Annotated in this window: 23 protein-coding genes; 18 read left to right on the forward strand and 5 right to left on the reverse strand. The window is 64.4% G+C overall.

Annotated features, from left to right (window positions below; genetic code table 11):
• Positions 1-49 precede the first annotated feature (49 nt).
• From AAFG07_RS03940 to AAFG07_RS03955, 4 genes are all read left to right on the forward strand, one after another.
• A complete protein-coding gene (locus AAFG07_RS03940) occupies positions 50-859 on the forward strand; it encodes an alpha/beta hydrolase (RefSeq protein ID WP_342726106.1) in 810 nt (269 codons plus the stop codon).
• Positions 860-1,025: 166 nt separating this feature from the next.
• On the forward strand, positions 1,026-2,714 hold the full coding sequence (gene boxC, locus AAFG07_RS03945; protein WP_342726107.1) for a 2,3-epoxybenzoyl-CoA dihydrolase: 1,689 nt from the start codon (positions 1,026-1,028) through the stop codon (positions 2,712-2,714).
• Between the two features lie 173 nt (positions 2,715-2,887).
• A complete protein-coding gene (gene boxB / locus AAFG07_RS03950; RefSeq protein WP_342729048.1) occupies positions 2,888-4,324 on the forward strand; it encodes a benzoyl-CoA 2,3-epoxidase subunit BoxB in 1,437 nt (478 codons plus the stop codon).
• Positions 4,325-4,558: 234 nt separating this feature from the next.
• Complete coding sequence (locus AAFG07_RS03955) at positions 4,559-5,398, forward strand: alpha/beta hydrolase (protein WP_342726108.1); 840 nt, start codon at positions 4,559-4,561, stop codon at positions 5,396-5,398.
• A gap of 128 nt (positions 5,399-5,526) precedes the next feature.
• On the opposite strand, the gene AAFG07_RS03960 is transcribed toward AAFG07_RS03955, so the two are convergent.
• Entirely contained in the window at positions 5,527-5,886 is a 360-nt protein-coding gene (locus tag AAFG07_RS03960) for a DoxX family protein (RefSeq protein WP_342726109.1), read from the reverse strand.
• A gap of 123 nt (positions 5,887-6,009) precedes the next feature.
• The gene (locus AAFG07_RS03965) at positions 6,010-6,882 is read right to left on the reverse strand and encodes an NmrA family NAD(P)-binding protein (RefSeq protein WP_342726110.1); all 873 of its coding nucleotides are present in this window, start codon (positions 6,880-6,882) and stop codon (positions 6,010-6,012) included.
• A 116-nt stretch (positions 6,883-6,998) separates the two neighbouring features.
• Between AAFG07_RS03965 and AAFG07_RS03970 the strand changes: the two genes are divergently transcribed.
• Entirely contained in the window at positions 6,999-7,424 is a 426-nt protein-coding gene (locus tag AAFG07_RS03970) for a helix-turn-helix domain-containing protein (protein ID WP_207833556.1), read from the forward strand.
• Positions 7,425-7,579: 155 nt separating this feature from the next.
• Here AAFG07_RS03970 and AAFG07_RS03975 read toward each other — a convergent pair whose 3' ends face one another.
• Together AAFG07_RS03975 and AAFG07_RS03980 are read right to left on the reverse strand one after the other, a co-directional pair.
• Positions 7,580-8,380 carry an SDR family NAD(P)-dependent oxidoreductase gene (locus AAFG07_RS03975; protein ID WP_342726111.1) on the reverse strand — a complete coding sequence of 267 codons (801 nt, stop codon included), beginning with the start codon at positions 8,378-8,380 and terminating at the stop codon, positions 7,580-7,582.
• A 169-nt stretch (positions 8,381-8,549) separates the two neighbouring features.
• A complete protein-coding gene (locus AAFG07_RS03980; protein WP_342726112.1) occupies positions 8,550-9,608 on the reverse strand; it encodes a polysaccharide deacetylase family protein in 1,059 nt (352 codons plus the stop codon).
• A 169-nt stretch (positions 9,609-9,777) separates the two neighbouring features.
• On the opposite strand from AAFG07_RS03980, the gene AAFG07_RS03985 reads away from it, so the two are divergent.
• From AAFG07_RS03985 to phoB, 13 genes are all read left to right on the forward strand, one after another.
• Positions 9,778-11,172, forward strand: a complete 1,395-nt coding sequence (locus AAFG07_RS03985) for an OmpA family protein (RefSeq protein ID WP_342726113.1) — start codon at positions 9,778-9,780, stop codon at positions 11,170-11,172.
• Positions 11,173-11,174: 2 nt separating this feature from the next.
• The gene (locus AAFG07_RS03990) at positions 11,175-11,471 is read left to right on the forward strand and encodes a hypothetical protein (protein ID WP_342726114.1); all 297 of its coding nucleotides are present in this window, start codon (positions 11,175-11,177) and stop codon (positions 11,469-11,471) included.
• Between the two features lie 107 nt (positions 11,472-11,578).
• Positions 11,579-12,169: a TetR family transcriptional regulator C-terminal domain-containing protein gene (locus AAFG07_RS03995; RefSeq protein WP_342726115.1), complete on the forward strand. Its 591-nt coding sequence runs from the start codon at positions 11,579-11,581 to the stop codon at positions 12,167-12,169.
• Positions 12,166-13,077, forward strand: coding sequence for a haloalkane dehalogenase (locus AAFG07_RS04000; protein ID WP_342726116.1), 912 nt, complete (start codon positions 12,166-12,168; stop codon positions 13,075-13,077). The genes AAFG07_RS03995 and AAFG07_RS04000 overlap by 4 nt, the downstream gene beginning before the upstream one ends.
• A 19-nt stretch (positions 13,078-13,096) precedes the next feature.
• Positions 13,097-13,324 (forward strand): Rdx family protein, encoded by a 228-nt coding sequence (locus tag AAFG07_RS04005; protein WP_342726117.1) that lies wholly within the window; start codon positions 13,097-13,099, stop codon positions 13,322-13,324.
• A gap of 354 nt (positions 13,325-13,678) precedes the next feature.
• Positions 13,679-14,734 carry a UPF0104 family protein gene (locus tag AAFG07_RS04010; protein ID WP_342726118.1) on the forward strand — a complete coding sequence of 352 codons (1,056 nt, stop codon included), beginning with the start codon at positions 13,679-13,681 and terminating at the stop codon, positions 14,732-14,734.
• Positions 14,735-14,818: 84 nt separating this feature from the next.
• Entirely contained in the window at positions 14,819-16,132 is a 1,314-nt protein-coding gene (locus AAFG07_RS04015; RefSeq protein ID WP_342726119.1) for an ATP-binding protein, read from the forward strand.
• Positions 16,133-16,268: 136 nt separating this feature from the next.
• Complete coding sequence (pstS, locus tag AAFG07_RS04020) at positions 16,269-17,279, forward strand: phosphate ABC transporter substrate-binding protein PstS (protein WP_342726120.1); 1,011 nt, start codon at positions 16,269-16,271, stop codon at positions 17,277-17,279.
• A gap of 229 nt (positions 17,280-17,508) precedes the next feature.
• The gene (gene pstC, locus AAFG07_RS04025; protein ID WP_342729049.1) at positions 17,509-18,498 is read left to right on the forward strand and encodes a phosphate ABC transporter permease subunit PstC; all 990 of its coding nucleotides are present in this window, start codon (positions 17,509-17,511) and stop codon (positions 18,496-18,498) included.
• 4 nt (positions 18,499-18,502) lie between these two features.
• A complete protein-coding gene (gene pstA, locus AAFG07_RS04030; protein ID WP_092123044.1) occupies positions 18,503-19,348 on the forward strand; it encodes a phosphate ABC transporter permease PstA in 846 nt (281 codons plus the stop codon).
• Positions 19,345-20,163: a phosphate ABC transporter ATP-binding protein PstB gene (gene pstB, locus AAFG07_RS04035; RefSeq protein ID WP_029079896.1), complete on the forward strand. Its 819-nt coding sequence runs from the start codon at positions 19,345-19,347 to the stop codon at positions 20,161-20,163. The genes pstA and pstB overlap by 4 nt, the downstream gene beginning before the upstream one ends.
• A gap of 97 nt (positions 20,164-20,260) precedes the next feature.
• The gene (gene phoU, locus AAFG07_RS04040) at positions 20,261-20,977 is read left to right on the forward strand and encodes a phosphate signaling complex protein PhoU (RefSeq protein ID WP_050403109.1); all 717 of its coding nucleotides are present in this window, start codon (positions 20,261-20,263) and stop codon (positions 20,975-20,977) included.
• A gap of 130 nt (positions 20,978-21,107) precedes the next feature.
• Positions 21,108-21,818: a phosphate regulon transcriptional regulator PhoB gene (gene phoB, locus AAFG07_RS04045; RefSeq protein WP_016844067.1), complete on the forward strand. Its 711-nt coding sequence runs from the start codon at positions 21,108-21,110 to the stop codon at positions 21,816-21,818.
• A gap of 338 nt (positions 21,819-22,156) precedes the next feature.
• Here the strand turns inward: phoB and AAFG07_RS04050 are convergent, their stop codons facing one another.
• The gene (locus tag AAFG07_RS04050; protein ID WP_021076557.1) at positions 22,157-22,669 is read right to left on the reverse strand and encodes a GcrA family cell cycle regulator; all 513 of its coding nucleotides are present in this window, start codon (positions 22,667-22,669) and stop codon (positions 22,157-22,159) included.
• Positions 22,670-22,976: the final 307 nt, after the last annotated feature.

Below are 22,976 nucleotides of genomic sequence, written 5' to 3' on the forward strand. Positions count from 1 at the left end.
GTTATGGGTCCCTGCCTTCGCAGGGACGATGAGTGAGGAAGGCTCCAGCATGCAAAACCTAAATCCCACAGGCTTCCTCAGCATCGACGGCGCCAATCTCGAGTACCGCATGATCGGTCCGTCACCCGAGACGGCGCCGACCCTCGTGATGCTGCACGAAGGCCTCGGCAGCGTCGGGCTGTGGGGCGATTTTCCGGAGAAGCTGCAGGCGGCGACCGGCGCCGGCGTGTTCGCCTATTCGCGCGCGGGCTATGGCGCCTCGTCGCCGGCGAAGCTGCCGCGTCCGGTCGACTACATGCATCGCGAGGCGCTCGACGTGCTGCCGAAGCTGCTCGACCGGATCGGTTTCCGCCGCGGCCTCTTGGTCGGCCACTCCGACGGCGCGTCGATCGCGGCGATCTATGCCGGCGCGCATCAGGATCATCGCCTGCACGGCCTTGCGCTGCTCGCGCCGCACTTCATCGTCGAGGACATCTCGGTGAAGTCGATTGCCGAGATCAAGACGGCGTATGAGACCACCAATCTGAAGGAGAAGCTGGCGCGCTGGCACAAGGATGTCGACAGCACCTTCCGTGGCTGGAACGACGCCTGGCTCAATCCGAAATTCCGCGACTGGGATATCTCCGAGTATCTCGCCTATATCCGCGTGCCGGTGCTGATCGTGCAGGGCGCGGATGACCAATACGGCACGATGCGTCAGGTCGAGATCGCCCAGGACGAGTGCTATTGCCCGGTTGATGTAGCCGCCATCACCGGCGCCGGTCACTCGCCGCACCGCGAGGCGCCCGCGGTCACGCTGGATGCGGTCACCGAATTCGCCAAGGCAGCCCTGCGGGACGACCCGGCACTGGCGGCCTGACTTTTGGTGCCGGTGCCAGGCCATTGGCCGAGCGGGCGAATTTCCCGAACATGAAACAAAATGCATGTTTTTGCGTTTTGAACTGGACCAGATCGAAAACATGCATTATTGTGCATGAAGACCTCGACGAACGAACCTTCAAACGAACAACAGATAAGGGTGGCCCATGGCTGGTGACGATCGCGTCCTTGCAGGCGGGGCGAAGTACATCGACTTCCAGACCAACCCGTCGCGCTACCGGCACTGGAAGCTCGACATCGCCGGCGACGTCGCGACGCTGACCATGGACGTCGACGAGAACGCCGGCCTGTTCGAGGGCTATCAGCTCAAGCTGAACTCCTACGATCTCGGCGTCGACATCGAGCTTGCGGACGCCGTGCAGCGGCTGCGCTTCGAGCATCCCGAGGTGAAGGTCGTGGTAATGCGCTCGGGCAAGAACCGCGTGTTCTGCGCCGGCGCCAACATCCGCATGCTGGCGGGCTCGACCCACGCCCACAAGGTCAACTTCTGCAAGTTCACCAACGAGACCCGCAATGGCCTCGAGGATTCCAGCGAGAATTCCGGCCAGAGCTTCATCACCGTCGTCAACGGCACCGCGGCCGGCGGCGGCTATGAGCTGGCGCTCGCGACCGACCACATCATGATGGCCGATGACGGCGCCGCCGCCGTCGCGCTGCCGGAAGTGCCGCTGCTCGCGGTGCTGCCGGGCACCGGCGGCCTCACGCGTGTGGTCGACAAGCGCAAGGTGCGCCGCGACCACGCCGACTTCTTCTGCACCATCGAGGAAGGCATCAAGGGCAAGCGCGCGGTGCAGTGGCGGCTGGTCGACGAGATCGCGCCGAACTCCAAGCTCGAGGGCAAGCTTGCCGAGCGCGTCAAGGAATTCGCCGCCAGGTCGAAGCGCAACGGCACAGGCAAAGGCATCGCGCTGGCGCCGCTGACGCGCACCATCGACGACAGCGCCATCCGCTACGGCTTCGTCAGCGTCGACATCGATCGCGCGGCGCGCATCGCCACCATCTCGATCAAGGCGCCGGAAGCTGCGGCGCCTGCCGACATCGACGGCATGATCGGACAGGGCGCCTCGTTCTGGCCGCTGCAGGTCGCCCGCGAGCTCGACGATGCGATCCTGCATCTGCGCATCAACGAGCTCGAGACCGCCATGCTGGTGTTCAAGAGCCATGGTGACCGCGCTAACGTCGTGTCCTACGACGCGTTCCTGGAGGCCAACAAGGCGCACTGGCTGGTCAATGAGGTCAGGCATTACTGGAAGCGCGTGCTCAAGCGCATCGACGTCACCTCGCGCACGCTGGTGACGCTGGTCGAGCCCGGCTCCTGCTTCGTCGGCACGCTGGCCGAGCTCGTGTTCGCCGCCGACCGCTCCTACATGCTGATCGGCCAGAAGCAGGGTGACAACCGCCCGCCGCCGGCGATCGAACTGACGGCGATGAATTTCGGGCCCTATCCGATGAGCCATGGCCTGACCCGGCTGCAATCGCGCTTCCAGGCCGACCCAATGGATCTGGAGCGGGCGCAGGCATCGATCGGCAAGGCGCTCGATGCAGAGGAGGCCGAGGAGCTCGGCCTCGTCACCTTCGCGCTCGACGACATCGACTGGGACGACGAGGTCCGCGTGTTCTTCGAGGAGCGCACCTCGTTCTCGCCCGACGGTCTCACCGGCATGGAGGCCAATCTGCGCTTCGTCGGTCCCGAGACCATGGAATCGAAGATCTTCTCGCGCCTGACGGCGTGGCAGAACTGGATCTTCCAGCGGCCCAACGCGGTCGGCGAAGACGGCGCGCTGCGCCGCTACGGCACCGGCCAGAAGGCGCAATTCGACATGACACGAGTGTGAGGCAAATACCGTCGTCATCCTGAGGTGCGAGCGCAAGCGAGCCTCGAAGGATGATTGGAGGCAAGAACGCCAGACAAGCATCCTTCGAGACGCGCTACGCGCTCCTCAGGATGACGGTTGAGCAAGACGCGATACGCACCGAAACGGTACCAAGGAGCACGGCCATGAACATCATGAACGTCGATTACTCGACCAAGATTCCAAACAACGTGAATCTCGCCGAAGACCGCCAGGTGCTCAAGGCGCTGGAGGGCTGGCACCCCGGCTACATGGATTGGTGGAGCGACATGGGTCCGGAAGGATTCCAGGAATCGCTGGTCTATCTGCGCACGGCCTATTCGGTCGATCCGCGCGGCTGGGCCAAGTTCGACTACGTGCGGATGCCCGAATATCGCTGGGGCATCCTGCTTGCACCGCAGGAAGAAAACCGCGTCATCCCGTTCGGCGAAGACTACGGCAAGCCGGCCTGGCAGGAAGTCCCCGGCGAGCACCGCGCCATGCTGCGCCGCCTGATCGTGATCCAGGGCGACACCGAGCCCGCCTCGGTCGAGCAGCAGCGCCATCTCGGCAAGACCGCGCCCTCGCTCTACGACATGCGCAATCTGTTCCAGGTCAATGTCGAGGAAGGCCGCCATCTCTGGGCGATGGTCTACCTCCTGCAGAAGTATTTCGGCCGCGACGGCCGTGAGGAAGCGGATGATTTGCTGCGCCGCCGCTCGGGCGATGCAGATAGCCCACGCATGTTAGGGGCCTTCAACGAGGCGACGCCGGACTGGCTGTCGTTCTTCATGTTCACCTACTTCACCGACCGCGACGGCAAGATGCAGCTGCACTCGCTGGCGCAGTCGGGCTTCGATCCGCTGTCGCGCACCTGCCGCTTCATGCTGACCGAGGAAGCCCACCACATGTTCGTCGGCGAGACCGGCATCACCCGCGTCGTGCAGCGCACCTGCGATGCGATGACGGAAGCTGGCATCACCGATCCGAACGACATCGGCAGGATCCGCGCGCTCGGCGTGATCGACCTGCCGACCATCCAGAAGAAGCTGAATCTGCACTATTCGCTGTCGCTCGATTTGTTCGGCTCCGAAGTGTCGACCAATGCGGCGAACGCCTTCAACGCCGGCATCAAGGGCCGCTACAAGGAGACCACGATCGAGGACGATCACCAGCTCAAGAGCTCGACCTATCCGGTCATGAAGATGGTGGACGGCCAGATCAAGATGGTCGACGAGCCGGCGCTCACCGCGCTCAACATGCGGCTGCGCGACGACTACACGCAGGATTGCGTCAAGGGCATGCTGCGCTGGAACAAGGTGATCTCGACTGCGGGCATCGACTACAAGCTCGCGGTGCCGAACACTGCCTTCCACCGCCAGATCGGCGAGTTCAAGGACATCCATGCGACGCCCGATGGCCTCTTGATCGACGACGCCACCTGGGCCAAGCGCAAGAACGACTGGCTGCCGTCGACCGCGGACGGCGACTTCATCGCCTCGCTGATGACGCCGGTGACCGAACCCGGCGAGTTCGCCTCCTGGATCTCGCCGCCCAAGGTCGGCATCGATAACAAGCCCGGCGACTTCGAATATGTGAGGATCGAGAGCTGAGTTTCAGCTAGCAGTTCCTCTCCTCCCGGAGGGGCCGAAAAGGGGTAGGCCGAGAAGGTCCTGGCTTGCCCCTTTTCTTTTTTGAGACGTGCGTTCGCTCACGCGCGATGAAGCGCCGGCGCTTCCCGGCTTGACACGCGTGATGCCTTCGCCCGGAGATCACAAGCTTCAACACATGAACCGCAATGACGGCTTGAGCCGGTTGTCGCGGATCGGGATTACGGCGGGGCCATCATGAGTGAAGAGATTTTTCCGGGGCCGACCCTGCGTCCGCTCAAGCTTCAGTTCGGTGAGCAGACGATCGCGGGCTTCGAGAGCGCGGGTACCGGCCGCGACATCTTGCTGATCCACGGCAATTCGTCGTCGTCGCAGATTTGGCAGAAGCAACTCCAGGGACCGCTTGGCGCCAAATACCGGCTGGTCGCGATCGATCTTCCCGGTCACGGCAGCTCATCGCCTGCGCCCGATCCAGAGCACGGTTATTCGGGTGCGGGCTACGCCGGCTGCATTGCGGCGGCCGCAAAAGAGCTCGGCCTGAAGGATGCGGTGGTGGTGGGCTGGAGTCTCGGCGGACACGCCGTGCTCAACGCAGCCCCGTCCTTGCCGATGGCAGCCGGGCTGATGATTTTCGGTACGCCACCGATCGCCAAGACGCCGGACGGGTTCTCCGGGTTCAAGGGGCTGTCGGCCACCACGTTCACGCCGGCGCCCAGCGATGCCGACATCGCGGCCTGGCTGAAAACGGTCTTCGCGCCGGACTATGCGCCGTTGCCCGCGTTCGTCGACACCGATTTCCGCCGCACCGACGGCAACGCGCGCGGCTATCTCGGCGCCAGCGTGCAGCCCGGCCGCTTCGCGGACGAGGTCGAGATCGTGCGCGGCCTCGCGATTCCGCTGGCGATCGTGCATGGCAGCGAGGAGCAGATGGTCGATCTCGGCTATCTGCAACGGCTGCCCGCGCCGACATTATGGCGCGGCCAGGTTCAGGTGATCGACGATGCCGGCCACGCCACGCAGTGGGAAAGAGCCGAAGCGTTCGACGGGCTGGTCGACGCGTTCGCGTCGAGCCTTTGAACGACGAATAGGGGGGCGCCTACTCGCCGTTCGCCAGTCCGGACGTGCACGGAGCCGCGCGACGATGTTGAGATTGTCACGCGTGAACGCTCGCACGCGGAGATTCCCGCGGCCTCCAGTGGCGACAGTCATGCCGAACTGGGGATCCGCTTCGGCCAGGCAATCCAGCCGACGACTATCGATAGTGTTGCCACGACAAGCGGCGCCACGCCGTGCCCGTATTCGCCGTGGAATGTGACGGTCGCAAGCGCTGCCAACATCACGATGCAGCCGAGCGCCGAGCCCCACAGCCGCGTCCGTGCCCGCGCCAGCAGAACGGCGGTCGTGAGTTCCAGCGATCCGGTTACGAAATGGAACCAGTACGGGTATCCCCACCGCAGATATTCTTCGTAGATTGACCCAGGGGCGAAGATGTTGCTGAGCGATCCCACGACGAAGAAAGCTGCAAGCGCCATGGCCGAGACTTCGCGCCAGGAAATCTTTGACATTTGTCCATCCCTTTCTGATGAGGGCGTCGCGGAGAGGCGGCCGGCCACGACGCATTCATTCCGAAGGAGATGCGAGTTTCCGGAACGGGTCCGAAAGTCGCATCTCATCGCTGATCCGCGGACCTAAGCCGTGGCGGCCTTCTGGGCCGCCGCGAAGACATCGCGGGGAAGCGTTGTGCCGACGACGCGCTCCGTGCCCGCTACGCCGAGGTCCAGCCAGCCCGCGTTGACGGCGTCGAACACCGCTTCAGCCGGTCCGGTTTGGCCCTTCGGAATACCGAACTGCTCGAATGCCGCCGGCCACTCGGCCCGCGGGACGGCGAAGGCCCTGACTTCGCGCTGCATGACATCGCCCAGTTGCGCTGCGACTTCATCAGCACTGATCATCGAACCAAGTTCGATGACGCGATGCCCCGACCACGCCGGCCCGGTCAGCAGCGTCGCCACTTCGGCACCGATGTCGTTCGTCGCGACCATGGTCGATTTCCGGTCGGTCGGGTTGTAGTAGACGGGGAGCGTGCCGCCCTGGGCGACGTGCAGGCCGTAGAGGAAGTTTTCGAAAAAGCCGCCGGCGCGCACAAAGGCGGTCGGCGATGTCAGGTTGCGAAGGCCTTGCTCCAGCAACGACAGGGCCGTGATCATCCCCAGCCCGCTGGTTCTGTTCGCCCCCATCGACGAGAGCCCGACGACCCGCGGCGGCGCGGCCTTGGTCAGCGCCTCGACATAATTCGCGATGATGCCCTTGGCTTCCTTGAAGTCCGGCGAGGGAGCCCAGACGGCTGGCAACATGACAAACGCGCCGTCGACGCCCTTGAGCGCCCGCTCGATGGCGGCCGTGTCGTTCCAGTCGCCGTCCACCAGTTCCACGCCCTGGTCCGTCCAGCTTGCCGCCTTGGCGCGGTCGCGAACCAGCGCGCGTACTTTCTTACCTTGCGCCAACAGATGCCTGGCCGTTGCGCCGCCGACTTTTCCTGTGATTCCAGTGACTAGAAACATGCGTATTCTCCGGATGCTAAATGGCCTATATTCTAGGGTAGGTCTCACATAGAGACCTTCGACCTGCACCGTAAGGAGGCAGTTTTTTGTAACCAGGAGAGAAAAAGGGGACCGGCATGAGCGACGCATTGAGCGCGATCGAGCGATTCAGCCGATATCAATCGGACGACGCCCAGTCGGTAGAACCCGTGCATTGCCCGGTGCGCGACGTGCTCGACTGCATCGGCGACAAGTGGAGCATCCTCATGATCATGACCCTCGCGACGGGACCGCGGCGCTTCGGCGAGCTTCGCCGAGCCATCCGCGACATCTCGAAGCGCATGCTCACACAGACGCTGCGTGACCTGGAGCGCGACGGACTTATCACCCGCCATGTCTTTCCGACCAAGCCGCCGAGCGTTGAATATCGCCTTTCCCCGCTAGGCCAATCCCTGCTGGACCCGATGGCGAGCCTCATCGATTGGGCCGACCGTCGCTATTCGGATATCCATGCTGCGCGCGTCCGCTTTGACGGAGCCCCGTGTGATGTCCCGCGTGAGTGATGTGAAGCAGAAGTTCACATCATCGCGTGTGGGAAGTCTGGCGGCGTGCTTCAGATGGAGCTAGCCGGAGGCGTCGGAAAGGGCGCCCCGCTGCGGGCGAGGCGCCCTTTGTGTATTACCAGTGATGCTCTGACGGGGGTGAGAGGCGCGGTCGCTTACCCCGCGATCTCCAGCCCTGCGGTCGCATAGACCACGCCGCCATCGACCGCGATGGTGTTGCCCACCACATAGTCGCCGGCACGCGAGGCGAGATAGATCGCAGTCCCCGCCATGTCCTCGTCGCTGCCGACGCGCTTCGCCGGCACGCGCTTGGCGACTTCGTCGGCGTGGTCGCGCGCGGCCTTGTTCATGTCCGACTTGAAGGCGCCGGGCGCGATCGCGGTGACGTTGATGTTGTCCTTGATCAGGCGCGTCGCCATCCGCCGCGTCAGATGGATCACCGCGGCCTTGCTGGCGGCATAGGAATAGGTCTCCATCGGGTTGACGAAGATGCCGTCGATCGAGGCGATGTTGATCACCTTGCCCGGTTTGTCATGGGTCGCTGCCGCGCGCAGCGGCTTGGCCAGCGCCTTGGTCAGGAAGAAGATCGACTTGACGTTGAGGTTCATCACCTTGTCCCAGCCGCTCTCGGGGAATTCGTCGAAGTCCGCGCCCCATGCCGCGCCGGCATTGTTGACCAGGATGTCGAGCTTCGGCTCGCGCTTGACGATTTCACCGGCGAGCTTCTCGCAGCCCTCGACGGTCGAGATGTCGATCGGCAGCGCGATGCATTCGCCGTCATAGGCGGCGGTGAGCTCCTGCGCGGTGGCCTCGCAGGGACCTGCCTTGCGCGCGGTGATGTAGACCTTCGCGGCACCCTGCGCGAGGAAACCGGCCGCGATCATCTTGCCGATGCCGCGCGATCCCCCGGTCACCAGTGCGACGCGGCCCTTCAGTGAGAACAGATCCTTGAACATGCGCTCCTCCATTGCGTTGCCAGTGGTTCTGGGCGCGGCCGGGGATCGAGTCAAGAACAGGGAAGGGATCGGTAGCCCGGATGGAGCGAAGCGAAATCCGGGGAAGTGCTATCCGCGGATGCGACCGTCCCGGATTACGCTTCGCTTCATCCGGGCTACGAACGGCCAATCACGCCGCGTCGATGCGGCGGAAGCCGTTCCACACCGCGGTGGCGGCGCCTGATGTCAGCACCGGCAGGAGCCGCGCGTCCTGGTAATTGCCGTTCAGCGAGACGCGCTGCAACGCGGTCAGATGGTCGGCGCTTTCGGGAAACAGCATGCCCGGCCGCGTCGTGACCGCGGTCCGAAAGCCGATCGACCTGGCGAGGGCGAATTCGCGCTGCCCGGCAGCGATCCGGTCGCCATAGGGATAGGCGAGATGCAGCGCCGGACGCTGCAGCATATCCTCGATCCGCGCCCGGCTGGTGGCGAGCTCGAACGATGCGACGGTCTCGCTCTGCTTGGCGAGATTGCAGTGGGTGATGGTGTGCGCGCCGATGGTGACCAGCGGATCGTCGGCAAAGCCGCGCAACTCGTCCCAGGACATGCAGAGCTCGCGCGCGATGCTGGCCTCGTCGACGCCGTGGCGGGCGCACAGCGCGGAAATCTCGGCCTGCATCTCCTGCTCGCCCGGCAGCGAACGCAGCCAGTCGTGCATGCGGCCGAACGCAACTCGCTTGGCTTGCGGCGTCGCGGTGTCGATCCGCGTCGTGACGCCGGCGATCGGCACCTCGATCGCCGATGTTGCCGCGATGATCCGCTCCAACGCGATCCACCACAATTTGCCGCAGCCCTCGGCGAAATCGCTCGCGACAAAGACCGTGAACGGCGCGCCGAACTCGCGCATCACAGGCAGCGCGAAATCGCGGTTGTCGCGGTAGCCGTCGTCGCAGGTGAAGCAGGCGAAGCGCCGCGCGAAATTCCGTTCGGTGAGGCGGCGATGCGCCTCGTCCATGCTGACGACATCGACGTCGAGCGCGCGCAGATGCGTCAGCATCGCGCGCAGGAAGTCCGGCGTGACCTCGAGATGATGGTTGGGCTGGAACGCGTCGGCGCGGCGCGGGCGGACGTGGTGCAGCATGAAGATGGCGCCGACGCCGGCGAAGATCGGCCGAAGCAGGATATGCGCCCCCGAGAAATACAACGCCTCCATCCCGGCACGGATCACGGTGTTGCGGAGTTGTTTCATGAGGGGCACGGGCTGGCCGATTTGCATTCCGTCGCAAACCTAGCGAAAGACCACTGAAGAAACTGTTATCCCGATCCAATATGGCGCCTCCGCCATGGCCTTTGATTTGGGGTTTGACAGTCAGCCAAGGGTTTGTTTTCTCTCTGGTTCCAGACCCGCAGGACGCTGAATGCACGGACTTTTCAAGTGGAGTAGCAAGTGGTGGCCGGGGGTGATTCCACTGGTCGTCCTGTGGGGCATCGCGGCCTGGACCTCAACGGTAACGGTCGAGGCGGATCTTGCTGCGCGCTCTAATGCCGCACTCAAGGACACCGTGCTCGACAAGCGCCGCATCAGCGTCGACGGCCGCGACGTGACCTTTGCGGCCAATGCCTTCTCCGAGGATGGCCGGCTCAGCGCAGTGGCCTCGGTCGAGGCCGTGCCGGGCGTGCGGCTGGTCAACGACGAGACCCGCCTCGTTCCCGAAGCCAAGCCCTTTGTGTGGTCCGCCGAACGCGACGTGGTGCGGGTCACGCTTGGCGGCAATGCGCCGCTGCCGTCGAGCAAGAGCAAGCTGACCGAGGCCGCGAAGGCGAGTCTTGGCGGCGTCGAGGTGGTGGATCAGATGGCGCTCGCACGTGGTGCGCCGTCGCGGTTCGACCCGGCGGCGCAGTTGCTGCTCGACCAGATCGGCAAATTGAAGGAAGGCAAGATCACGCTGACCGACAACAAGGTTGCTCTTGCCGGCATGGCGCGCGAGCTCGGCGGACGCGAAGCGGTCGCGGCGGCGCTGAAGAATCTGCCAGAAGGCTATTCGATCGCCGCCAACGACATCAAGGCGCCGCCTTACGTGTTCCAGGCCTACAAGGATCCGGTCGCCGTCACGCTGACGCTGACCGGCTATGTGCCCGACAACAACGTGCATGCCGCGCTGGTCGCCGCCGCCGGCCGCAAGTTCTTCAGCGAAAAGGTCGTGGACAATCTCAAGGCCAGCCTCGGCGCGCCGTCAGGGTTTGCGGCGGCCGTGGTGCCTGCGCTCGGCGCGCTGTCGCGGCTGTCGACCGGGACGCTCGTGGTGTCGGACCGCGAGGTGAAGCTGTCGGGCGATGCGCTCTATGATGCCGCGGCCGGCCAGATCCGCGACGGGCTCGGCAAGGATTTTCCGCAGGGCTGGCAGTACAAGGCCGAGGTCACGGTCAAGCCGGCGGCGGCGCCGGTCGATCCGACGGTGTGTCAGCAGCTGTTTTCCGAGATCCTCTCCAAGGGTAAGATCCGCTTCGAGTCCGGCAGGGCCGACATCGTGCCTGACTCCGCCGGTCTGCTCGACCGCCTGATCGAGACCGCGATGCGCTGTCCCAATGCGACGATCGAAGTCGCCGGCCATACCGACAGCGACGGTGAGGAGGCGGCCAACCAGGCCTTGTCGGAGCGCCGCGCGCAGGCCGTGGTCGATTACCTCGTGCGCGCCGGACTGCCTGCCAACCGCTTCACCCCGATCGGCTACGGCAGCACGCAGCCGCTCGCCGGCAACGAGAGTGAAGATGGCAAGGCGCAGAACCGCCGCATCGAATTCGTGGTGAAGTAGCGATGACTGTGCTTGCGACATTCTTCTGGGGTTGGCTGCTCGGCGCCGCGCTGCTCGGCTTCGGCATGGGCTGGATCGCGGTGGTGCATCGGGCGCCGGGCGTCTCGAAGATGTGGATGCGCTGGCTCGCGCTGCTCGCCGCCGCGCTGGTGGCGGCATCGTTTGCGCGGGTCGTGCCCGGTCGTTTCGGCTACGGGCTCGATCTCTTCCTGGTCATGTTCGCGCTCTATCTCGTCGGCTGCGCGATCGGCTCCTGGCTGCGCGACTGGGTGGTTTCGCGCAGCAGGCCCGCGAGCTGACCCCAAACCCCTGACCCAACAGGACTGAGCGGCGCCGCCGAGCGCGGGGCGGGCCGCACGCATTTTGCTGCTTGACATCAATACGTACGTACGTATTAAATGCGTCCATGCCAAAACCCTCTCTCCGCGATGCCATCCTCGACGCCGGCCTGAAGGAAATGTTCCGGACCGGCTATCACGGCACCAGCGTGCGCGACGTCACCACGGCTGCCGGCGCGCCGCAGGGCTCGTTCACCAACCATTTCCGCTCCAAGGAGTTGTTCGCGTCGGAAGTGCTCGACCGCTACTTCCTCTATGTGCGTGGCCTCGTCGCGGAAGCCCTCGGCGACACGACGTTGCCGCCGCGCGACAGGCTCCGGCGCTATCTCGATCTCATCACCGGCAAGCTGGCGCATGACGGCTTCACCCGCGGCTGCCTGATCGGCGATTTCAGCCTCGAGGCGGCGGGCTCGAGCGAGATGCTGCGCGAGCAGCTCGACGAGATCTTCAGGGAATGGCGCGCGCCGTTTGCGGCCTGCATCGCCGAAGCCCAGGCCAAACGCGAGATCGCGTCCGACTTCGATCCCGATGCGCTTGCCGATTTCCTGCTCGCATCCTGGCAGGGCGCGATGTTGCGCATGAAGGTCGAGCGCAGCGCGGCCGCGCTCGAGCGTTTCAAGACGATCGCTTTCCAAACCGTGTTCAAGGAGTTGCCATGACCATGTCTGCCGATATCAGTCTGCATCATCGCCCGGTGTTCGGGACCACGATGGCCTATCGCGAAACCGGACGCAGCGACGCACCGCACGTGCTGTTCCTGCACGGCAATCCGACGTCATCCTATATCTGGCGCAACATCATGCCGTTGGTGGCGCCGGTCGGGCACTGCATCGCGCCCGATCTGATCGGCTACGGCCAGTCCGGCAAGCCCGACATCGCCTACCGCTTCTTCGACCATGCCGACTATCTCGATGCGCTGATCGACGAGCTCGGCATCAGCTCGGCGTATCTCGTCGCGCAGGATTGGGGCACGGCGCTCGCGTTCCATCTTGCGGCGCGCCGTCAGCAATTCGTGCGTGGGCTCGCCTTCATGGAGTTCATCCGGCCGATGTCGACATGGAGCGATTTCGATCCCGATCACGGCGTGCGCGAAGAAACCTTTCGCAAGTTCAGGACCGAAGGTGTGGGCGAGGCGATGATTCTGGAAGGCAATGCCTTCATCGAGCGCGTTCTTCCGAACGGGATGCTGCGCAAGCTGAGTGAGGAAGAGATGGCCGCTTACCGTGCGCCGTTTACGACGCGCGAGAGCCGCAAGCCGACCTTGATGCTGCCGCGCGAGCTGCCGATCGCGGGCGAACCTGCCGACGTCGATCAGGCGCTCACCACAGCGCACGCGGCGCTCGCGGCATCGACCTATCCGAAGCTGTTGTTCGCCGGGGCTCCCGGAGCCTTGGTGTCGCCGGCCTTCGCCGCGGATTTCGCGGCGAGGCTGCAGCATTGCGCGGTCATTCAGCTCGGCGCGGGCGCGCATTATCTGCAGGAGGATCATCCGGAGGCGATCGGCCGCTCGGTTGCGGGGTGGATCGCCGGCATCGAAGCCGTGAACGCGCAACATCTCGCGGCATGAGTGGATGGGAGAGCACGCCATGACCGACCTCTCGATCATTTATTGCCGTCCGTGCGGCTACGAGAAGCGCGCCAGGGAGGCGGCCGCGCTGCTGCGCGAACGCTTCGGGCTCGATCCGGAGCTGGTGCCGGGCAAGGGCGGCGTCTTCGAGGTCAAGCTTGACGGCAAAGTGATCGCCCGCCGCGTCAAGGGGCATTTCCCCGATGCTGCCGAAATCGTCACCACAGTGGCTGCGGCACGGACATAAAAATTGACGCAGACTTGCCTCATCGCCGTCGCCTGACCATTGCGGCGGCGATTTTCACTACGCGGGCGCCGCGGCGTCGCTCCTGCTTCCCGTAGTTTTCCGGATGGCCTTGCGCACCGTTCGGCGGGCTAACTGCCGCACGTCGATGTCAAGTCTTGTCGAAGATGGCGAGAAACGCGCATATTTGTGCACCCGCTGTCATGAATCATCCCTAATATCTTGAAGATGCGCGTTTTATTGTCGTTTGACGAATTCCACTCCGGCTTAAAACGCGCTACAGGGGTCGGGGCACAGCGAAGCGCCGGCGGGGTTCGCCCGGGAGCCGTCGTCGCGGGATCGCAATTCGAGGTCTAGATGCTGGAAGCAATACGCAGGGCGATGGCGTTTCTGCGCCAGAAGCAAATCCTGCATCGGCTGGGTGTTGTCATCAGCATCGCCGTCATCGGCATCGCCTGCTACGTCCTGTATCATATGCTGCGCGGCATCGACACCAATGAGGTGTTCGAGGCCATCAAGAGCACCGAGCCGCGACAAATCGCGCTGGCGGGACTGTTCGTCGCAGCCGGCTATTTCACGCTGACCTTCTACGATCTGTTTGCGGTGCGCGCGATCGGCCACGCCCATGTGCCCTATCGCGTGAACGCGCTCGCGGCATTCACCTCCTATTCGATCGGGCACAATGTCGGCGCCAGCGTCTTCACCGGCGGCGCGGTGCGCTACCGGATCTATTCGGCCTGGGGATTGAACGCGATCGACGTCGCCAAGATCTGCTTTCTCGCCGGCCTGACCTTCTGGCTCGGCAATGCCGCCGTGCTCGGGCTCGGCATCGCCTATCATCCGGAAGCCGCAGCCAACATCGACCAGCTGCCGCCCTGGCTCAACCGGACGCTCGCGTTCGGCATCATCATCGCGCTGGTCGCCTATGTGGTCTGGGTCTGGACCCAGCCGCGGGTGGTCGGCCGCGGTCCCTGGACGGTGACCCTGCCGGGCGGCCCGCTGACGCTGCTGCAGATCGCGATCGGCATCGTCGACCTCGGCTTCTGCGCGCTGGCGATGTACGTGCTGGTGCCGGACGAGCCCAATCTCGGCTTCGTCGTGGTCGCGGTCATCTTCGTGTCGGCGACCCTGCTCGGCTTCGCCAGCCACTCCCCCGGCGGGCTCGGGGTGTTCGACGCCGCCATGCTGGTCGGCCTCTGGCAGATGGACCGCGAGGATCTGCTCGGCGGTATGCTGTTGTTCCGGCTGCTCTACTATATTGCGCCGTTCGTCATATCTGTAATCTTGCTGACGTTTCGGGAGGTTATCGTCGGCGCCCGACTCAAGCGGCTGCCGCAGACTGATTCGGGTCCCCGCGCTGAGCCGCATCATGAGGCGGTTCTGGTCCGCAAGCGTGGTGATTCCGGGGTCTGATGACGCGGCCCGATGCCTCCCGAGGGAAGGTCGATTTGACCGCGCCTGGGCGAGACACGAACCGACGGGAAGAAAGCCGCCGCGATGGCCATTGACGATACGCCGCATTCGATTTTCTCGCCCTGGCCCGACCGCTTGCGCCATTCTGCGCTGATCCTGCTTGCGGCAGCGCTGGCGCTGAGCGTGGTGGTCGCGCTCGGCGAGTTGTCGCTGCTGCGCGCCTGCGTGGTGTTCGTCTGCATCGCGGCTGCGGCGCTGGTGCCATGGCGGCTGCACGATGCCGGCACCTCGCGCGAGGATGTCCGCCACGGCAATCCGGTCGAGGCGACCGCCGTCAGCGCGGTCGTCGCCGGCATGCCGGACCCGGCCGTACTGCTCGACCGCGCCGGCCGCGTCATCCATCTCAACACCGCCGCGGCCCAGCTGGCGCCGGCGCTGCGCAAGAACGAGCTGGCGCAATTTGCCCTGCGTTCGCCGGAGATTATCACCGCGTTGCGCGAGGCGATCGCGACCACCGAGCCGCGCCGCGCCACCTACTCCGACCACGTTCCGGTTGATCGCTGGATGGAGCTGGTGATCACGCCGGTGCCGGTGCCGACCCAGTTCGGTGGCACCGAGAAATGCATGCTGATGACCTTCCACGATTTGACGCCGCTGCGCCGGGTCGAGGAGATGCGCGCCGATTTCGTCGCCAATGCCAGCCATGAGCTGCGCACGCCGCTCGCCGCCTTGTCCGGCTTCATCGACACGCTGCAGGGCCCGGCGCGCGAGGACGCGCGGGCGCGCGAGCGCTTCCTCGGCATCATGCACACCCAGGCCACCCGCATGGCGCGGCTGATCGACGACCTGCTGTCACTGTCGCGGGTCGAACTGTCGGCCCATGTGCGGCCCGAGGCGTCGATCGATATCGTGCCGATCATCCGCCAGGTGGCCGACGGGCTCGAGGCGCTGGCCAGCGAGCGCCAGGTCGAGATCGACGTCGACCTGCCACCGACCCCGGTCACGATTGCCGGCGACCGCGAGGAACTGCTCCGCCTGTTCGAGAACCTGATCGAGAACGCCCTCAAATACGGCGCCTCGGGCGGCCGCGTCATAGTGTCGCTCAATCAGGCCGTTTCGGGCGCATCGGGCGAGGGGAGCCCCGAAATCCGTGTCATGGTACGGGATTTCGGCCCCGGCATCGCCCCGGAGCACCTGCCGCGGCTGACCGAGCGGTTCTACCGGGTGGACGTCGGCGACAGCCGTAACCAGGGCGGAACCGGCCTCGGATTATCGCTGGTGAAACATATTCTTAACCGTCATCGCGGGCGTCTTCTGATCGAGAGCGTGCCGAAGAATGGCGCGACTTTTACCGCCTGTTTTCCCCGGCCGAAGACCCCGTTACCGAGCCAAAGCTAAGCATTTTCAGTCGCTTAGCACTGTCATCCAACTGTCATCCAACCTTCGTAAAAGCAGCACCGACCGCTCCTAGATGGACCGGTGTGGGCGCGATCGGGCGCAATTGGCGCTTCGCTCACAAGATGGAGACCACCCCATGAATTTCATCAAAGCAATCGTCGTTGCCGGCATGGTCGCCGCTTCGACGTCGGCCTTCGCTGCCGATATTACCGGCGCAGGCGCGACGTTTCCGTTCCCGATCTATTCGAAGTGGGCTGACGCCTACAAGAAGGACACCGGCAATGGCCTGAACTATCAGTCGATCGGTTCCGGCGCCGGCATCAAGCAGATCCAGGCCAAGACCGTGACCTTCGGTGCGACCGACGCGCCGCTCAAGGCCGAGCAACTTGAGAAGGACGGCCTCGTCCAGTGGCCGATGGTGATGGGCGCGATCGTTCCGGTCGTGAACGTCGAGGGCATCAAGCCGGGTGATCTCGTGCTCTCCGGCGAAGTGCTCGGCGACATCTATCTCGGCAAGATCACCAAGTGGAATGACGCGGCGATCGCCAAGCTCAATCCGAAGCTGACCCTGCCGGCCGACGCGATCACCGTCGTGCGCCGTTCGGACGGTTCGGGCACCACCTTCAACTTCACCGACTATCTCTCCAAGTCGAACGCCGACTGGAAGTCCAAGGTCGGTTCCGGCACCGCGGTCGAGTGGCCGGTCGGCGTCGGCGCCAAGGGCAACGAGGGCGTTGCCGGCAACATCGGCCAGACCAAGAACGCGATCGGCTATGTCGAATACGCCTATGCCAAGCAGAACAAGCTGACCTACACCGCGCTGGTCAACAAGGCCGGCAAGACCGTGCAGCCGACCGTCGCCGCCTTTCAGGCCGCTGCGTCGAACGCCGATTGGTCCAAGGCCCCCGGTTACTACGTGATCCTGACCGACCAGCCGGGCGAAGCCTCCTGGCCGATCACCGCGGCGACCTTCATCCTGATGCACAAGGACTCGACCGACAAGGCGGCCTCGCAGGAAGCGCTCAAGTTCTTCAAGTACGCCTTCGAGAAGGGTGGCAAGGCGGCCGAAGAGCTCGACTACATCCCGATGCCGGAATCGGTCGTCAAGCTGATCGAGAAGACCTGGTCCTCGGACATCAAGAGCTAAGTCCGACGCTTTGAACACCACCTGTGCCGCCTCTCAAGGGCGGCACAGGTCAAGTGACCAAGATCCGGGCTCCATCACCGCGGCAAGAAACGCGGGGCGGGGCCCGGGTTCGCGCCCCGGGTGGCGCAAGCCGGAACGACGCCCGGCCAAATGCGTCAGTGAAGATCGCTTCGGGGCGTAGCGGTTTGCGTAGCTTTCACATAGTAATGAGGGGATTGGCGTGGCAGACATGGCTGTTCAGAGCGATGTGATGGAAGCCGCGGGACCTTACGATCGCGCCAAGGCCCTCAGCGCCTTCAAGCTTGGTGATCTCACCTTCTATTGGATCACCCGTATCTCGGCGATTTCGGTCCTGTTGATCCTCGGCGGCATCATCCTGTCGCTGATCGCCGGCGCCTGGCCGGCGATGAAGGAATACGGCTTCGCCTTCCTCTGGACGCAGCGCTGGGCGCCCTCGGCCGATCCGCCGGTGCTCGGCGCGCTCGGCCCGATCTACGGCACGCTGATCACCTCGGTCATCGCGATGATGGTCGCCATTCCGGTCGGCATCGGCATCGCCATCTTCCTCACCGAACTCTGCCCGCAAATGCTGCGCCGCCCGATCGGCATCGCCATCGAGCTGCTCGCCGGCATTCCCTCGATCATCTACGGCATGTGGGGCTTCTTCGTGCTGGGCCCGTTCCTGGCCAACACGTTCCAGCCCTTCATGATCAGGATATTCGAGGGCGTTCCGGTGCTGGGTGCGGTGTTCGCAGGTCCGCCGTCCTATCTCAGCCTGTTCAACGCCGCGCTGATCCTCGCCATCATGGTGCTGCCCTTCATTACCGCGATCTCGGTCGACGTGTTCAAGACCGTGCCGCCGGTGCTGAAAGAGGCCGCCTACGGCATGGGCTGCACCACCTGGGAAGTCGTCCGCAGCGTCGTGATCCCCTACACTCGGGTCGGCGTGATCGGCGGCATCATGTTGGCGCTCGGCCGCGCACTCGGCGAGACGATGGCGGTGACCTTCATCATCGGCAACTCGTTCCGCATCTCGTCGTCGATCTTCGCGCCGGGCACCACGATCTCGGCGGCGATCGCCTCCGAATTCGCCGAGAGCGACGGCCTGCACCAGTCCGGCCTGATCCTGCTCGGCCTCCTGCTGTTCGTGCTGACCTTCTTCGTGCTCGCCGGCGCCCGGCTGATGCTGATGCGGCTTGAAACGAAAGCGGGGAAATAGCGCCATGAACCCGATCTACAAATCCCGCCGCCGCAGCGACATCGTCATTCGCGCACTCTGTGTCGGCGCGGCGCTGTTCGGCGTCACCTGGCTGGCGCTGATCCTGTTCACGCTGGTCTATAACGGCCTTGCCGGCCTCAGCGTGCAGCTGTTCACCCAGAACACGCCGCCGCCGGGCTCGACCGAGGGCGGCCTGCTCAATGCCATCGTCGGCTCGGTCATCATGACGGTGATCGGCGTCGGCATCGGCGCGCCGCTCGGCCTGTTCGCTGGCACCTACCTCGCCGAATACGGCAAGCACGACAAGCTCACCTCGGTGATCCGCTTCATCAACGACATCCTGCTCAGCGCGCCTTCGATCATCATCGGCCTGTTCATTTATGGCGCGGTGGTGGTGCCGATGCGCGGCTTCTCGGCGATCGCGGGCAGTCTCGCGCTCGCCGTGATCGTGATCCCGGTCGTGCTGCGCACCACCGAGGACATGCTGCTGCTGGTGCCCAATCCGCTGCGCGAGGCGGCTTCCGCGCTCGGCCTGCCGCGTTCGCTGGTGATCAAGCGGATCGCTTATCGTGCTGCGCGTAGCGGCTTGATCACCGGCGTGCTGCTGGCGACCGCCCGTGTCGCCGGCGAGACCGCGCCGCTGCTGTTCACCGCGCTGTCGAACCAGTTCTTCAGCCTGGATCTGACCAAGACGATGGCCAACTTGCCGGTGACCATCAACAATTTCGTGCAGAGCCCCTACGCCTACTGGAAAGAGCTGGCGTGGAGCGGTGCGCTGCTCATCACCTTCACTGTGCTCGCGCTGAATATCGGCGCGCGCATCCTTGGTGCCGAAAGGGCCGCAAAATGACCGAGCTTTCCGTCTCTACGACCGTCGCGAGCCACGTTCCCCAGGTGCCGCTGCCGGAAGCGCCGCCGAAAGTCACGGTGCGCAACCTCAACTTCTATTACGGCGAGCACCACGCGCTGAAGAACATCAACCTGACGCTGGGCACCAACCGCGTCACGGCGTTCATCGGCCCGTCGGGCTGCGGCAAGTCGACCCTGCTGCGCATCTTCAACCGGATGTACGATCTCTATCCGGGCCAGCGCGCGGTCGGCCAGCTGATGTTGGACCAGACCAACATTCTCGATCCCAAGCTCGACCTCAATCTGCTCCGCGCGCGGGTCGGTATGGTGTTCCAGAAGCCGACGCCGTTCCCGATGACGATCTACGAGAACATCGCCTTCGGCATCCGCCTCTACGAGAAGATCTCGAAGTCCGAGATGGACGATCGGGTCGAGAAGGCGCTGCGCGGCGGCGCGCTGTGGAACGAGGTCAAGGACAAGCTGAACGCCTCCGGCCTGTCGCTCTCCGGCGGCCAGCAGCAGCGCCTGTGCATCGCGCGCACCGTGGCGGTGCGGCCCGAGGTGATCCTGTTCGACGAGCCGTGCTCGGCGCTCGATCCGATCTCGACCGCCAAGGTCGAGGAGCTGATCCAGGAACTCTCAGAGGACTACACGATCGCGATCGTCACCCACAATATGCAGCAGGCGGCGCGCGTCTCCGACAAGACCGCCTTCATGTATCTCGGCGAGCTGATCGAGTTCGACGACACCAACAAGATCTTCACCTCACCGAGCGATCGACGCACCCAGGACTACATCACCGGCCGGTTCGGCTAGCGCATGGTCCGCAAAAGTGGGCACCGGTTTTTCGATCGGATCGTGCGAAACTGAGGACACCAAATCATGATCCCCGGGATCATGAGGGAGACAAGCGATGGCTTCTGAACATACCGCCAAGGCATTCGACAGCGACCTGCAGGAGTTGACTCGCCTGGTCGCCGAGATGGGCGGCCTCGTCGAGCGGATGATCACCGAGTCGGTCGACGCGCTGATCCGTCGCGACGTCGCGCTCGGCAAGCGCGTGGTCGCCGCCGACATCGAAATCGACAATCTGCAGCGCGTCATCGAAGAGCGCGCGGTGCTGACGATCGCCCGCCGCCAGCCGATGGCAATCGACCTGCGCGAAATCGTCAGCGCGATGCGCGTCGCCACCGACCTTGAGCGGATCGGCGACCTCGCCAAGAACATGGGCAAGCGCGTCGCTGCGCTGGAAAGCGATTTCCAGCCGCTGAAGCTGATCCGCGGTCTGGAGCACATGACCGACCTCGTGCTGTCGCAGGTCAAGTCGGTGCTCGACGCCTATGCCGCGCACGACCTGCCGGCGGCGATGAACGTCTGGAAGGGCGACGAGGAGGTCGATGCGATCTGCACCTCGCTGTTCCGCGAGCTGCTGACCTACATGATGGAGGATCCGCGCAACATCTCGTTCTGCATCCATCTGATGTTCTGCGCCAAGAACATCGAGCGGATCGGCGATCACGCCACCAATATCGCCGAGACCGTGTTCTACATGATCGAGGGCCAGCAGATCACCGACAAGCGTCCGAAGGGCGACATGACCAACTTTGCCACCACGGTGCCGGGTACCTAGGACATGATCCGCAGGCGCGGAGCCGGATTGTCTTCACGACAAGTCGTTTCCGCGGGGATTGTGCTCAGGAAAGTAAGCGTTTCGGTTTGCGTCTGGGCAACGGATCACCACAGAGAGAGAACTTAAACCGATGAGCGCACGCATTCTGGTAGTCGAAGACGAGGAAGCGCTGACGACACTGTTGCGCTACAACCTCGATGCGGAAGGCTACGATGTCGAAACGGTCGGGCGCGGCGACGATGCCGACACCCGCCTGAAGGAGCGCGTTCCCGACCTCGTGGTACTGGACTGGATGCTGCCGGGCCTGTCCGGCATCGAGCTGTGCCGTCGCCTGCGGGCGCGGCCCGAGACCAAGCAGCTTCCGATCATCATGCTGACCGCGCGCGGCGAGGAGAGCGAGCGCGTGCGCGGGCTTGCCACCGGCGCCGACGACTACATCGTCAAGCCGTTCTCGGTGCCGGAACTGCTGGCACGGGTAAAGGGCCTGCTGCGCCGCGCGAGTCCGGAGCGGCTGGCGACCGTGCTGACCTATGGCGACATCGAGCTCGACCGCGAGAAGCGCCGCGTGGCGCGCTCGGGACGTCCGATCGATCTCGGTCCGACCGAGTATCGGCTGCTCGAATTCTTCCTCGAGCATCCCGGCCGCGTGTTCAGCCGCGAGCAGCTGCTCGACAGCGTCTGGGGTCGCGATATCTATATCGATGAGCGTACCGTCGACGTGCATATCGGCCGCCTGCGCAAGCTGCTCAATCCGGGCCGCGAGCAGGATCCGATCCGCACCGTGCGCGGCGCCGGCTACGCGCTCGACGACCGCTTCGCAAAGGCCGAACCGCAGCCGTAGCCGACGTCGCGGCATTCACGAGCCGCAACAGCGTGTCGTCCCGGCCTAGTGCGCAATTGCGCACGGGAGCCGGGACCCATACGCCGCGGCCGGCGCGATGGGCAAGTGGCCAGACGACTTTCTAACAACACCCATTCGTGGTTATGGGTCCCGGCTTTCGCCGGGACGACGCCGGTGATGTAGGCGTAGCCCGGATGGAGCGAAGCGTAATCCGGGACTTCATTCTCCGCTTCAAGCACCGCCCCGGATTTCGCTTCGCTGCATCCGGGCTACGGGCCACAAAAAAATCCCCGCTTTCGCGGGGATTTGTTTTTGCAGTCCAGGCAGTTTCCCGAGTGCTACTTGATCTGTGGCTTCGCCGACGGCCGGCGGCGATCGGCGGCGGGCTGATAGGCGACGCGCGAGTGATGCGCGCAATAGGGCAGGCCGGCGAGCGCCTTGCCGCCGCAGAAGAAGAATTCCGGGCTCGAGGGATCGCCGACCGGCCAATGGCAGGTGGCCTCGTTGAGCTCGAGCAGCGACAGCCGCTGGCTCATCGGCACAACGTTGTCGAAGGAGATCGGATCGGGCTCCATCTCGACCTCGAAGGCATGTGCGAGCGCGGTGTTGCCGCGCGAGACCGGGCGCGCCACCCGCATCATGTGCTGGGCGGGGCGGGCCTTACGCTGCCGCGGCGCAGCCGTGGAGGGGGCCTTGGCGCGGCCGGAGAGGCCGAGCCGATGTACTTTGCCGATCACGGCGTTTCGCGTCACATTGCCAAGTTCCGCCGCGATCTGGCTGGCCGAGAGGCCGGATTCCCAGAGCTTCTTCAGCTGCTCGACGCGATCGTCGGACCAGGTCAATACAGTCATCACATTCTTCCTTTCGCATGGCGCCGGCCACTCATCGGAGCGGCGCTGCGAGCCAATCTGGACAAATATCCCTGCGGCCAGAATCCCTTAGCCCTCGCCGGGCACGGTGTTGCGCCCGAACGTTTACACGAGACACGAAGGCTACTTAGAGGGTCCAGTACTGCCGCACGAGATGTCGTACCCGACAGGCCAAACGCTACAATATGGCGTGACTCTGGCGCAAGAGTCCGCGGCCGTGCGTCCACATGTTCCCACAAAGTTAAGCGTTGCTATGAGGCTTTTCCACCGCACCGGAATGCTCCGGATT

Source organism: Bradyrhizobium sp. B097 (genome assembly GCF_038957035.1).
In the GTDB taxonomy this organism is placed as follows: domain Bacteria; phylum Pseudomonadota; class Alphaproteobacteria; order Rhizobiales; family Xanthobacteraceae; genus Bradyrhizobium.

What these genes read in the sequence shown, in the direction of transcription:
- AAFG07_RS03980 (WP_342726112.1), bottom strand. Translation starts at nt 9,608, where the DNA reads ATGAAACAACTCCGCAACACCGTGATCCGTGCCGGGATGGAGGCGTTG.
- pstA (WP_092123044.1), top strand. Translation starts at nt 18,503, where the DNA reads ATGAACCCGATCTACAAATCCCGCCGCCGCAGCGACATCGTCATTCGC.
- boxC (WP_342726107.1), top strand. Translation starts at nt 1,026, where the DNA reads ATGGCTGGTGACGATCGCGTCCTTGCAGGCGGGGCGAAGTACATCGAC.
- AAFG07_RS03940 (WP_342726106.1), top strand. Translation starts at nt 50, where the DNA reads ATGCAAAACCTAAATCCCACAGGCTTCCTCAGCATCGACGGCGCCAAT.
- AAFG07_RS04000 (WP_342726116.1), top strand. Translation starts at nt 12,166, where the DNA reads ATGACCATGTCTGCCGATATCAGTCTGCATCATCGCCCGGTGTTCGGG.
- AAFG07_RS03970 (WP_207833556.1), top strand. Translation starts at nt 6,999, where the DNA reads ATGAGCGACGCATTGAGCGCGATCGAGCGATTCAGCCGATATCAATCG.
- AAFG07_RS04005 (WP_342726117.1), top strand. Translation starts at nt 13,097, where the DNA reads ATGACCGACCTCTCGATCATTTATTGCCGTCCGTGCGGCTACGAGAAG.
- AAFG07_RS04015 (WP_342726119.1), top strand. Translation starts at nt 14,819, where the DNA reads ATGGCCATTGACGATACGCCGCATTCGATTTTCTCGCCCTGGCCCGAC.
- phoB (WP_016844067.1), top strand. Translation starts at nt 21,108, where the DNA reads ATGAGCGCACGCATTCTGGTAGTCGAAGACGAGGAAGCGCTGACGACA.
- pstS (WP_342726120.1), top strand. Translation starts at nt 16,269, where the DNA reads ATGAATTTCATCAAAGCAATCGTCGTTGCCGGCATGGTCGCCGCTTCG.
- AAFG07_RS03995 (WP_342726115.1), top strand. Translation starts at nt 11,579, where the DNA reads ATGCCAAAACCCTCTCTCCGCGATGCCATCCTCGACGCCGGCCTGAAG.
- boxB (WP_342729048.1), top strand. Translation starts at nt 2,888, where the DNA reads ATGAACGTCGATTACTCGACCAAGATTCCAAACAACGTGAATCTCGCC.
- AAFG07_RS03955 (WP_342726108.1), top strand. Translation starts at nt 4,559, where the DNA reads ATGAGTGAAGAGATTTTTCCGGGGCCGACCCTGCGTCCGCTCAAGCTT.
- pstC (WP_342729049.1), top strand. Translation starts at nt 17,509, where the DNA reads ATGGCTGTTCAGAGCGATGTGATGGAAGCCGCGGGACCTTACGATCGC.
- AAFG07_RS03985 (WP_342726113.1), top strand. Translation starts at nt 9,778, where the DNA reads ATGCACGGACTTTTCAAGTGGAGTAGCAAGTGGTGGCCGGGGGTGATT.
- AAFG07_RS04010 (WP_342726118.1), top strand. Translation starts at nt 13,679, where the DNA reads ATGCTGGAAGCAATACGCAGGGCGATGGCGTTTCTGCGCCAGAAGCAA.
- AAFG07_RS03990 (WP_342726114.1), top strand. Translation starts at nt 11,175, where the DNA reads ATGACTGTGCTTGCGACATTCTTCTGGGGTTGGCTGCTCGGCGCCGCG.
- AAFG07_RS03960 (WP_342726109.1), bottom strand. Translation starts at nt 5,886, where the DNA reads ATGTCAAAGATTTCCTGGCGCGAAGTCTCGGCCATGGCGCTTGCAGCT.
- AAFG07_RS04050 (WP_021076557.1), bottom strand. Translation starts at nt 22,669, where the DNA reads ATGACTGTATTGACCTGGTCCGACGATCGCGTCGAGCAGCTGAAGAAG.
- AAFG07_RS03975 (WP_342726111.1), bottom strand. Translation starts at nt 8,380, where the DNA reads ATGTTCAAGGATCTGTTCTCACTGAAGGGCCGCGTCGCACTGGTGACC.
- AAFG07_RS03965 (WP_342726110.1), bottom strand. Translation starts at nt 6,882, where the DNA reads ATGTTTCTAGTCACTGGAATCACAGGAAAAGTCGGCGGCGCAACGGCC.
- phoU (WP_050403109.1), top strand. Translation starts at nt 20,261, where the DNA reads ATGGCTTCTGAACATACCGCCAAGGCATTCGACAGCGACCTGCAGGAG.
- pstB (WP_029079896.1), top strand. Translation starts at nt 19,345, where the DNA reads ATGACCGAGCTTTCCGTCTCTACGACCGTCGCGAGCCACGTTCCCCAG.